The 11,213-nt window shown below is 58.6% G+C and carries 7 protein-coding genes and 1 pseudogene; 2 read left to right on the top strand and 6 right to left on the bottom strand.

Annotated elements, in window-relative coordinates:
• Both FPT12_RS20515 and FPT12_RS20510 read left to right on the top strand, forming a co-directional pair.
• Window positions 1-527 (top strand): annotated as a pseudogene (locus FPT12_RS20515) (hypothetical protein); the annotation flags it as partial.
• 122 nt (window positions 528-649) lie between these two features.
• Complete coding sequence (locus FPT12_RS20510) at window positions 650-3,421, top strand: RHS repeat-associated core domain-containing protein (protein WP_145019258.1); 2,772 nt, start codon at window positions 650-652, stop codon at window positions 3,419-3,421.
• A 109-nt stretch (window positions 3,422-3,530) separates the two neighbouring features.
• On the opposite strand, the gene FPT12_RS20505 is transcribed toward FPT12_RS20510, so the two are convergent.
• The 6 genes from FPT12_RS20505 to FPT12_RS20475 form a co-directional block, all read right to left on the bottom strand.
• Complete coding sequence (locus tag FPT12_RS20505; RefSeq protein WP_145019255.1) at window positions 3,531-4,982, bottom strand: mannose-1-phosphate guanylyltransferase/mannose-6-phosphate isomerase; 1,452 nt, start codon at window positions 4,980-4,982, stop codon at window positions 3,531-3,533.
• 102 nt (window positions 4,983-5,084) lie between these two features.
• On the bottom strand, window positions 5,085-5,738 hold the full coding sequence (locus FPT12_RS20500) for an alginate O-acetyltransferase AlgF (protein WP_145019252.1): 654 nt from the start codon (window positions 5,736-5,738) through the stop codon (window positions 5,085-5,087).
• A 14-nt stretch (window positions 5,739-5,752) separates the two neighbouring features.
• Entirely contained in the window at window positions 5,753-6,928 is a 1,176-nt protein-coding gene (locus FPT12_RS20495) for an alginate O-acetyltransferase (RefSeq protein ID WP_145019249.1), read from the bottom strand.
• An 11-nt stretch (window positions 6,929-6,939) separates the two neighbouring features.
• The gene (locus FPT12_RS20490; protein WP_145019246.1) at window positions 6,940-8,418 is read right to left on the bottom strand and encodes an MBOAT family protein; all 1,479 of its coding nucleotides are present in this window, start codon (window positions 8,416-8,418) and stop codon (window positions 6,940-6,942) included.
• Window positions 8,419-8,630: 212 nt separating this feature from the next.
• A complete protein-coding gene (locus tag FPT12_RS20480; protein ID WP_145019240.1) occupies window positions 8,631-9,755 on the bottom strand; it encodes a mannuronate-specific alginate lyase in 1,125 nt (374 codons plus the stop codon).
• Between the two features lie 8 nt (window positions 9,756-9,763).
• Window positions 9,764-11,212, bottom strand: a complete 1,449-nt coding sequence (locus tag FPT12_RS20475) for an alginate O-acetyltransferase (RefSeq protein ID WP_145019237.1) — start codon at window positions 11,210-11,212, stop codon at window positions 9,764-9,766.
• Window position 11,213: the final 1 nt, after the last annotated feature.

Raw genomic sequence — 11,213 nt, 5'->3', positions numbered from 1 at the left:
GCAGTGGCATCAATTTAACGGGGAGTTGGTGTCCGGTTTTGAAGGGGCAAGTCCACTTACTGGAAAGAACCAACTTTGGCGGCAAGGTGTACCGGACAGATCTACGTGAGCCTGAAGAGATACTACGGGAGGGGTTCAACCCTACAGGGGACTTCACAGCCATTTCAAACATGCTCAATAACCCCAGTCGCAATCATGGAAGAGACGCCCTGGTTGTGGCTGAGACCCTTGAAGGAGCAATTTTTTATGCTACTCAAGGGAGTCTTGATCCCTATTTTTACGAAATAGATGCCTCCGACGTGGGAGGAGTGTCGCTGCTTGAAAACCTGGTATTAAACAAAGAAGGAATGCTTGCACATCTTGAGGTCGGCCCGGATGGCAGTCTGTCCGATCAGACGGGATTGGCCAACAGAATGCATGAAGCACATTTGAGCTTCGATGATCTGAAACTTCAAGGGCGCCCTATTGTTCCATTGGGGCGACTGACAAAGGAAGTGGAACACATGCGCCATATCATGAACCTCTGAGTAGTCATCCTGGCCACCGATCGGCACTGTAATTTCTGACAGTAGCCATTATCGCCTGCAATAAGTTACATCCTGTAAGCAAACAAGGGTGAGGATGCGCTATGAAGGCTAGGACCATTGGTATGCATTTCAAGACACCCCGACTCGCAGTCAATGATCCGCGAGGCTTGCCTGTATGCGCAGTGGACTTTTATCGGGGTGAAGAAGGGGCTGCGGCGCAAGCACGGATCAGTCGTAGCGTGTTCGATAAGCTTGGACGTGCCATCGAGCAGTGGGATCCGCGGCTGGTGAAGGACGCTTCGGCCCCGGCCAACCTGGCCAACATATACTCCCTGTCCGGCAAGGCGCTGAGCACGACCAGCGTCGATGCCGGCTGGCGGGTCAGTCTGTTGGGGGAGGCGGATCAGCCGGTGCAGGGCTGGGATGGTCGGGGCAGTCAGCGCTGGACTGAATACGACGATCAGTTGCGACCGCTGGCGCTGTTCGAACAGGCCGTTGATGGCGAGCCTTTGTGTACCGAGCGTTACGGCTATGGCGGGGCTGATCCAGCATTCGCCGCGCACAACCAATGCGGGCAACTGATTCGTCACGATGACCCGGCTGGCACCCAGCTGTTCGCGGCGTTTGGCGTGAACGGCGGACTGCTGGAGCAGACGCGGCATTTTCTGCGCGCGCTGGATTCCGCCGACTGGCCGGAGCCTGTGGCGGATCGTGACTCGCTGCTTGAACCCGGCGCCGGGGCAACGAACCGCTCGCGCTTCAACGCGCTGGGCGAGGCGATCGAGCAGACCGATGCCCAAGGTCACCGACAGCTGTTCAGTCAGACCGTCGCCGGTCAGTTGCACGAGGTTCGGCTACAACTGGCGAAAGACACCGCGCCGACAACCCTGGTCAGCGCCATCCAGTACAACGCTCACGGCCAGACCGAGCGCGAAACCGCTGGCAACGGTGTGATCACCACACTGGAGTACGGTTTGGCGGATGGTCGCCTGAGTCGGCTTCAAGCCAAACGTAGCAACGATGTCCTGCAAGACTTGCGCTATGAATACGATGCGGTGGGCAACGTGCTCAGTATCGAAGACGCCGCGCTGCCGATTCGCTATTTCGCCAACCAGCGTATCGAGCCGATCAACCATTACCGCTATGACAGTCTTTACCAGTTGATCGAAGCCACCGGTTGGGAGGTGGGTGCTGCCAACCAAGGCCCATCTTTATCCACGACCGCCAATCCCGCCGCCGTTGGCCATTACCGCCAGACCTATCGTTACGACGCCGGCAACAACCTGCTGGAACTGACCCACGAGGGCCCGCAAAGCCATGGCCATCGGCTGGTCGCGGCGGCGCACAGCAATCATTGTTTGCCGGTGCTCGATAACGTGGAGCCGACCGAGGAGGACTTTCGCCAAGGTTTCGACGCCAACGGCAATTTGCTCAACCTGCAACCGGGGCAAGCCTTGAGTTGGGATTTGCGCAACCAGTTGCGCGAAGTTCGATCAGTAGAGCGCGACTCCGGTCCTGACGATAGTGAGCGTTATATCTACGGCGCCGACGGCCTGCGCGTGCGCAAAGTCCGCTCGACGCAAACCAAGACCCAAACGGTGACCACAGAAGTCCGTTATCTGCCGGGCTTGGAACTGCGCACCCACAGCGGTACCGGCGAAGCGTTTCATGTAATCAACGTGCAGACCGGGCGCGGCAGTGTGCGGGTGTTGCACTGGGAAGCGAAGCGCCCTGCGGAAATTGCCAACGACCAGCAGCGTTACAGCCTGACCGATCATCTTGGCTCGGCCACGTTGGAGCTGGATCAGGACGCGAAGATCATCAGCCAGGAACGTTACTACCCATTCGGCGGCACGGCGTGGGCGGATGGCGAGGCGGTGCAGGTCAGTTATAAAACTGTGCGGTATTCGGGCAAGGAGAGGGATGCGACGGGGTTTTATTATTATGGGTTTCGGTATTACGTGGCGGGGTGGCAGCGCTGGTTGAATCCGGATCCGGCGGGTCAAGTTGATGGGCTTAATCTTTATAGGATGGTTGGAAATAATCCGCTTGGTTACACAGATACAAGTGGACTGGAGTTAGAGCCTACTAATAAAAAAACAGACCGGTTTGTTTCGAAAAGCGCTAATGAGATGGTAGTGGATGTGGATATTTTTAAAAGGTTTTTCTTTAGGGCGAGGTTGTCGCAAACAAGGGTAAAGGTATTGGATGAGGGGTCAGGTATATATGAGGTTAGTGATGATTTTGAGGTTGTCGAAGTTGGGGTAGGCTCTAGGGAGGAACTTCTTAGGCGAAACCGAAAAGGCGTCGTGGCCAGCAATGAGGTGAAAGATACGTTGAAGGGTTACAGACAAAAATATACAAACTTGATGAGCGAATCCAGTCATAAGTGGTATGAGTGGGGTGGGGACGCTGCGAAGCAGAGAAGAAATTATACGGCTGGAGAGTATGTTTCTCGGCAATTTGAGACGTGGTTTATTCGGGGTGAGCAAACGCGGCAGATGGAGGTGGATCTTGGTGGGGCGCCGAATAACAGGCTGTTTGCATTAATTAAAAAGTCTGATCGGGTTAAAGAGCCTGCTGATAGAAAATTGTATGGCCTCACTCTGATATCTTTGAGTCGCGAGGAGGGTAGTAATGATACTGATCTGGCAGTCGACTTCACTATTATTGACCCTGATTCGCAACTAGGCAGTACGCAATTGCATCATGCGGTGAGCGAAGTGGGTACTTCGGAAAACACATTGAGGCTCCGTGGAGCCGGAACGTACTTGACAATGAACGCTTTGAGTCAAGTTGATAGAACTGTCAACATGAAAACAATTCGAGCAAACGCTATAAACCCTCGTTCGGCAGCTATTGCCATGGGGTGGGGAGAAAGCTCGCCCTACTAAACCGGACACCAACTCCCTCGTTAAACGGACACCAGCAAAAGCCCCCACCCAACCCACTGCGGATAGGAACGCAGTCGGCTGGACGGGGGCTTCCTATTTTACCGTTCACTCATTGCGCGATGGTTTTCACCGAAACCCCACGCTCAATCGGCGTAGACCGACCATAGATATCCTCAAACCGCTCGATATCGTCTTCGCCGAGGTAGCTCCCCGATTGCACTTCGATAATCTCCAGCGGAATCTTCCCCGGATTACGCAAACGGTGGACCGAAGCGATCGGGATGTAGGTCGACTGGTTCTCGGTCAGCAGGAACACGTTTTCGTCGCAGGTCACTTCGGCGGTGCCGCTGACCACGATCCAGTGTTCGGCGCGGTGGTGGTGCATTTGCAGCGACAGGCACGCGCCCGGTTTGACCGAGATGTGCTTGACCTGAAAGCGTCCGCCCATGTCCACCGAGTCGTAGGAGCCCCACGGACGGTAGACCTCGCAGTGGTTCTGGGTTTCGCTGCGGCCTTGTTCGTTGAGGGTGTTGACCATCTGCTTGACGCCTTGGACCTTGTCCTTGTGGGCGATCATCATGGCGTCCTTGGTTTCGACCACCACGATGTTCTCAAGGCCAATCACCGACACCAGTTTTCCGTTGCCGTGGATCATGCAATTGCGGCTGTCCTGGATCACCACATCGCCTTTGGTGACGTTGCCGTTGGCGTCTTTTTCATGCACGTCCCACAGCGACGACCAGCAACCGACGTCGCTCCAGCCAGCCGAGAGTGGCACCACGCAGGCGCGCCGGGTTTTTTCCATCACTGCGTAGTCGATGGAATTGTCCGGGCAGCAGGCGAAGGTGGCGTCGTCGAAGGTGAGGGTGTCGGCGTCCTGTTCACTGCGCTCCAGGGTCAGCAGGCAGGTGTCGTAGATGTCCGGGTCGTGTTTTTTCAGCTCTTCGAGGAAGCGGCTGGCGCGGAACAGGAACATGCCGCTGTTCCAAAAATAACCGCCGGCCTCGACGAACTCGGTGGCGCGTTTCACGTCGGGCTTTTCGACGAAATGCGAGACGCGGCTGACGCCTTCGGGCAGCAAGGCATCGTTAGTGGATTTGATGTAGCCGTACCCGGTTTCCGGTTTGGTTGCCGGTACGCCGAACAGCACCAGTTCACCGCGCTCGGCAGCCACGGTGGCCAGAGCCAGGGCGCGTTGCAGGGCTTTCTGGTCTTCCAGCACGTGGTCGGCCGGCAGCACCAGCATCAGTTCGTCACGACCTTCATTGACCAGCATCATCGCGGTCATCGCCACGGCGGGTGCGGTGTTACGGCCGAAAGGCTCCATGAGGATGCGCTGGGCTTCCAGTTTGCGGCTGCTCAGTTGCTCGTTGACGATGAAACGGTGGTCCTTGTTGCAGACCACGATCGGGCTGTCCATGCCGTCGAACACCAGGCGCTCGAGGGTTTGCTGGAACAGCGTTTGTTCGCCCGTCAGGGCGAGGAATTGCTTGGGGAACTGCTTGCGCGAAAGCGGCCAAAGACGTGAGCCGCTACCACCTGACAAGATCACTGGAATCATGGTGTTACTCCTATTAAATGCAGTTAGGAGCTGCAAGCTACAAGCGGCAAGTTGAAAGCTCTTCACTTGCAGCTTGAGGCTTGTAGCTATTAGCTCGCGCGATTAGCGTGTCGAGACCGGGCGTTTTACCCAGACCGGCGACAGGCTGCTGCCGTTGCCGGTGACGTAGAGCACTGCCGCTTCACCGCGCTCCAGGGCAACCGGCTTCACGTCGCTGACTTTCTTGTCGCCCTCGAACAGCGCCAGGCTGACTTTCACCGGGTTGATTTCACGCTCGCCGCGGCTCTTGGCCGCGACGGCCTGGACCACTTCGGTCTTGCCGTCGGCGGTCTTCAGGGTCAGTGTCTTGTCACTGAGGTTCTGCACGCGGACCAGGGATTTCTGCTTGTTCTTGAACGGTGGTTCTTCGATCAGTAGCGGTTGACCGCTGGCGTTGTTGACCAGGGTGTAATAGTGCTCGGCGGCGAGTTTCAGGGGCAGGCTCTGACTGCCGACCTTGGCGCTGTAGTCGCCACCGGGCATGAAGCTGAAGTCACTGCTGCCCAGTGGCGCGACATCGCTGATGGCGGTGCTGCCGACGCTGGCGCTGATTTCGGCGTTGCTGGCGTTGTAGATCCGCACAAAGGTCGAACCTTTCGGTGCGACTGGGCCGTAGAGCGCCGCGTCACCGCCAGCGAAGGCCTGGGACAGCAGACCCATACCTGCTACGAGGACAAAGGTCTTGGCGAGACGACGAGGAGTTTTGGTGAAAGTCATAGGAGTTACCTCTTTCAGTTTTGCGCCCGGTCGGGCGTCTCGGATTTGCGGTTAATTGCTAGGTTTTGCTGGCGGGCACCGGCTTGTTTGAGCTCTGCAACCCACTGCGGGTCGGCGTCGCCGATTTCGTTGTTCACAGGCAGATAGCGTTCAGGAAACTCCCAGATCAGCACTTGTGGCGGGCTGTTCTTGAAGGCATCGCTGTTCAGGTAGCTGAGCATCGGCAGGATCGGGCCATGGCCGTCTTCGGCGTAATTGACCACGTCGCTGTGCAGCGCTTGCTTGAGCGCGCCGACAAAGTTCCAGTTCGGGTTGGCGCTGTAGCTGGTGCCGATCAGCGCTACCGGCACTTCGTTGTTGGCGAACAAGGCGTCGTCACCGGCAGGCTGGTTCTCAACCGCGTGGGTGTTGCGCTTTTGCAGGGGCTCTGGCGCCGGCATCAGGTTTTCGAACAGCGGGTCCAGCGGCAGGAACAGTCTCAGGTCGCCCTTGTGGCTGACTTGCTCCGCCGGTTCGGTGACAAAGCGCTGCGGCTGGCCGCTGAGCGGGGTTTTGTCGGCGATGGTTTTGGCCAATTGCTCGGCGGCAATTTGCGCGCCCTCGGGCGTCCAGTGCGTGTCGGTGCGCAGGAACACTTGCTGGCCGTTCTGCTTGGCTTTTTGCAGCGGGCCGAGCAGGTCAGGGGCGAGGATTTTGTCGGCGGCGACACGGGCGTGGAAATCCTTGTAGAGGTCGGCGTGGATGCGCGCCGGTTTCACTTCACCCAGGTGTTCCGGGTACAGGCGAGTCTTGGACGGGACAATTGCCATCACCAGTTGCACGCCTTTGGTTTTCAAGGTTTGGCGTACGCCTTCGACCAGCGCGTAGTTGCCTTGCAGGTTCAGCTCTTCATTGACCACCGGGTTGAATTCTTCATCGCTGTACAACCACTGGTCGCGACCGAGCACCACGCCCGGACGACCTTCGTTGAACAGTTTGAAGTCCAGCGCCGCCCAGAGGTTGGTGCCCAGGCGTTTGATCGGGAAATGCTCGTCGTAGTGAGTCTCTACGGCTTTGCTCCAGCGACCGTTGAGCACGGTTGCGTCGGCGTTGGTGTTGAAACCAAAGAAGCTGCGCATCGACCACAGGCCCAGGACCAACAGGGTCACCAGGAACAGGGCGATGTAGAACAGACGTAATGAGCGGGTCATGGTCAGATCCCTCAGAACTGGAAGTAAAGGAACGGCGAGAAGCTTTGCGCCGAGAGTTTCAGGATCGACGCGATGAACAGCAGCAGCACCAGCGCGCGCATGGCGTAACGCGGCCAGTCCGCAACCCAACCGGCCGCCAACACCTGGGCGTCGCCGCTGACAGGGTTGTTCGCCGTGGCGTCGAGCCGCGCCGCAGGCTGATTGCGGTAAAAATCCCGCAGGCCAAAGAACGCCAGCGTGGCGTACGCCACCGCCAGGGTCGCGACTTGCAGACCGGTGAGGCTGGCGCGGTTGAGCTCCGACAGCGACCACTCGCTGAAGCTGAACATCGCGCCGTACATGCGAGCGGCAACGTGCAGGTTTTCCGCACGGAAAATCACCCAGCCCATCACCACCAGCAGGAAGGTCAGCGCCCAGCGGATCGGGTTGAAGCGGCGTGGCGAGGTGTTCAGGCCAATGGCTTTTTCAATCGCCAGCCACATGCCGTGCCACGCACCCCAGACGATGTAGGTGATGTTCGCACCGTGCCATAGACCACCGAGCAGCATGGTCAGGAACAGGTTGCGGTAGGTGATCAGCATGCCTTTGCGGTTACCGCCCAAGGTGATGTAGAGGTAGTCGCGCAGCCAGGTCGACAGGCTGATGTGCCAGCGGCGCCAGAACTCGGTGATCGACTGGCTGATGTACGGCTGCTTGAAGTTTTCCATGAAGCGAAAGCCCATCATCAAGCCCAAACCGATGGCCATGTCGCTGTAGCCGGAGAAGTCGAAATACAGCTGCGCGGTATAGGCCAGAGCGCCGAGCCAGGCATCGCCGGTGGTCGGGTTTTGCAGGGCGAAGCAATGGTCGGCGACCACCGCCAGAGTGTCGGCGATGAAGACTTTTTTGACGAAGCCCTGCATGAACCTCGTGCAGCCCTCGGAGAATTTGTCGAGGGTGTGGGTGCGGTTGTTGAACTGGTCGGCCAGGTCGCGAAAGCGCAGCACGGGGCCGGCGATCAGGTGCGGGAAGATCGCCACGAACGCCGCGAAGTCGATCAGGTTGCGGGTCGCCGGGGTATCGCCACGGTAGACGTCGATGATGTAGCTGATGGACTCGAAGATGTAGAACGAGATACCGATCGGCAACAGCACGTGGGTCAGGATGAACGGCGACAGGCCCATGGAGCCCATGATCGCGTTGAGGTTGTCGACCCCGAAGTTGGCGTACTTGAAGTAGCCGAGGATGCACAGGTCCACCGCCACACCGAGCAACAGCCAGCGCTGCGCCGGTCGGGTCCGCACGCCGGCGGCACCGACTTTCAGGCCGATCCAGTAGTTCCACAACGTGACGCCGGCGAACAGTGCCAGGAAGTCCACGCGCCACCAGGCATAAAACACATAGCTGGCGATCAGCAGTAGCAGGTTGCGATAGCGTTGCCCGCTCAAGTAGTACAAGCCGAGAAAGATCGGCAAGAACAAAAACAGGAACACATTGGATGAAAACACCATCCTGATCTCTCCTTGTTTAACCAACAGTCAAGGGCCAACGGCCCCCCCCAAACCCCCCGTGAAAATCTGGGGGCATATCACTCAACTCACGTCTTGCACTGACCCTGTGGGAGCGAGCCTGCTCGCGATGAGGGTGTGTCAGTCGACATCGATGTTGAATGTCAGACCGCAATCGCGAGCAGGCTCGCTCCCACAGGGGATTTGTGTTCGGTTTATGAACCCTTGTTGCCTTTCTCATGGCTCGGGTCGTAGACCTTGGTCAAATCCCCACCCAGTCGAAAGCTCTTGAACGGCTGCATCGCATGCTTGCGTTCCAGCACATCGACCGGGCAGGTGTAGAGCGTGCAGAAGGGTTCGAGCCAGGCGAATTTCGAGTCGACTTTGAGGTCGGTCATGTCCTGTTCCTTGCCATTTTTCTGCTCGAACGTTTGCGGGTCTTTCACCCCGGCGAGCACCCGGTCACCGAGGCGCTTCAGCGCACCGTTGTTTTCCTGGCGCAAGTCGACACCGTTGACCTGCGCAAAACTGGCGATCATCGCCAGTGGTGGCAGGGCGTAGTTGTGATAGGCCAGCGCCCGTTGCTGGCGCTTGAGTTCGTTGGGCAAGAAGCCCTGCGCGTCGACCTGATGGGCGCCGACCTTGTATTCCTTCACGGCCCAGTCAAACAGGTCGTGGCGGTTGGTCGCGACCGACGTTGCCATCACCGACCAGGCGGCCCAGTACGAGTGGTTGTTGGTTTGCTCGAGCGGCAGGTTGTCCCAGTCGCTGACCACCTGATCGGCCATCTTGCTGAACCACGCCTCGATCACTTGGGCTTCCTGCTGATGCGTTGCCAGCGGATGAGAGTCGGAGAACTTCAGGCGGATGTAGGCCGAAGCCATGCTGCCCAGCGCCCATTTGCGCATCGACTTGCCGGTGTGGTTGAAGTCCCTGGACATCAACGCATCGGCCTTGGCCCAGGCGGTGAGCCAATTGAGCGTGCACTCCAGCTGTTCCGGGCGACCGTCGCGCATGAACTGCATCACCCGTTTGCTGGTGCCGCGTTCGAGTGTGGTGATGTCGGCGGTGGTGTCGCGAAAGGCTTTTTCCGATGCGACGTTCAGGGTCGCCCGGGACTTGTCGGAGCCTTCGTATTTGCTGCGAAATTGCAGGGCGCCGGTGTACGGCGCCGGCATCGCATCGCAGCCTTCGCTGTTGCCGTCGGTCTTGAACTTATCCACAGGCGCGAAATAGCCCTGAGGCGGACGCAGCGGCGCGGCGGCCTGAGTTGCCCCGGCGAACATCGCCAGGCTCAAAAGCGTAGGTGCAAGCAGGGTTTTCAGTTTCGAATTTCGCATGACTGACCTCATTGCCCGGCCTGAGCGGTACGTTGCTCAGCCCCCGGGAACACGTTGCGTTTGCAGATTTTTGCGTCGACTTTTTGTGGCGCGGCACCCGCTTCCGGGCCCTGGATTTCGACGGCCAGCAGGTTCTGCGTGGCCCAGTCTTTATCGGTGCGCAATTCAAAGGCGAAACGCCCGTCAGTGTCGGCGGTATGGGGTTTGTCGATCTTGATGTCCTCGTGACGGCCGTTCATGTACCAGAGGGTGGCTTGCAGGGTTTTCACCGACGGATCGGCGAAGCGGATGTCGACCTGATGGTCGCTGTTGCGCAGGTCCATGTTCTTGCTATTGACCATCAACTCGTTTTTGCCCGGCTTGAGCGTGGTGCTGCCGGACATCTGCGCGTCTTTGCCTTCGCAGCCGTTATCGAGCAGCGCCATCATCTGGCGGTAGATGGTTTGCTGGTCCAGGCGATAGAGCGGCGAGAACTCCCAGATGAGGATTTTCGGCGGCTTCTTCTGGAAGTCGTCACTGCCCAGGTACTGCAGCATCGAACCTTCCAGACCGCCGCCGGGGAAGGCGACGTTGAGAATGTCGGCGCCAATGGCCTCTTCGAGGAACCCGGCGAAGTTGTAGTTCTTGCCACTGTGGCTGGTGCCGACCAGGGTGATCTGCGGGTTGCCGGAATCGCCGAACAGGTCGCCATCCGCCGCTTCGCCTTTAGGCTCGGTGGTGAACTGGTCCATGTACTGGATCGCGTAACTGGTACCGCAGAGCTGCCCGGCCATGTTGTGCAGGGTGCCGGTCTTGCCCATGCGCCCGGACCTTTTGGTCTCGAATTCGCGCTTGGGAATGCCGGCGAAAGCCGGGAGCTGCTTGACCTTCTCGGCGACGATTTTCGCCGTGCGCTGGGCACCGTAAGGGGTCCAGTGCTGGTCGCCACGGAAGTAGAAATCGTGGGCGGGCAGGGTGTCCGGCAGCGACTCGTTGGTCAGCGGTGACAGGTCCGGCACCACGTAACCCATGTCGGCGAAACGCCCGAGCATGCCCTGGTAGTTTTTCAGCGCCTTGTCGTAGTCGAACGCGGCTTTTTCTTGCGGATTGAGTTTGTTGCGGTTCACCAGACCACGGGTCGGCTGATACACCACCACCAGTTCAACACCTTTGCTCTTGAACGCGTCGTGCAGTTGCTTGAGCCGGCGATAGCCTTCGGGCGTGGTGTTGAATTCGGTGCGCAGGTCTTCCTGGGTGCGGAACAACCAGTCGCCTTGGGCTTGCACCAGGGTGGTGAAGTTTTGCTGATAACGCGTGGTGTAATTCTTCGCGTCGAGCGCTTGCGGGCACAGGTTGCAGCACGGCTCGGCGCTGAAGCTCGGGGCCTTGGCGTCGTCTGCACTCGCCGCATCGCTGGCGGCAAACATCGCGGCAGTCAGACCGGCGAGGCTGAACAGTTTGATCAAATGGGCTTTCATG

The sequence above is a fragment of the Pseudomonas sp. H3(2019) genome, assembly GCF_007713465.1.
Lineage (GTDB): Bacteria > Pseudomonadota > Gammaproteobacteria > Pseudomonadales > Pseudomonadaceae > Aquipseudomonas.
The sequence above is the reverse complement of the archived record's forward strand: the minus strand, read 5'-3'. Positions and strand labels throughout refer to the sequence as shown.

Excerpts from the sequence above, each read along its gene's own strand:
- FPT12_RS20510 (WP_145019258.1), top strand. The coding sequence starts at position 650 with ATGCATTTCAAGACACCCCGACTCGCAGTCAATGATCCGCGAGGCTTG.
- FPT12_RS20505 (WP_145019255.1), bottom strand. The coding sequence starts at position 4,982 with ATGATTCCAGTGATCTTGTCAGGTGGTAGCGGCTCACGTCTTTGGCCG.
- FPT12_RS20500 (WP_145019252.1), bottom strand. The coding sequence starts at position 5,738 with ATGACTTTCACCAAAACTCCTCGTCGTCTCGCCAAGACCTTTGTCCTC.
- FPT12_RS20495 (WP_145019249.1), bottom strand. The coding sequence starts at position 6,928 with ATGACCCGCTCATTACGTCTGTTCTACATCGCCCTGTTCCTGGTGACC.
- FPT12_RS20490 (WP_145019246.1), bottom strand. The coding sequence starts at position 8,418 with ATGGTGTTTTCATCCAATGTGTTCCTGTTTTTGTTCTTGCCGATCTTT.
- FPT12_RS20480 (WP_145019240.1), bottom strand. The coding sequence starts at position 9,755 with ATGCGAAATTCGAAACTGAAAACCCTGCTTGCACCTACGCTTTTGAGC.
- FPT12_RS20475 (WP_145019237.1), bottom strand. The coding sequence starts at position 11,212 with ATGAAAGCCCATTTGATCAAACTGTTCAGCCTCGCCGGTCTGACTGCC.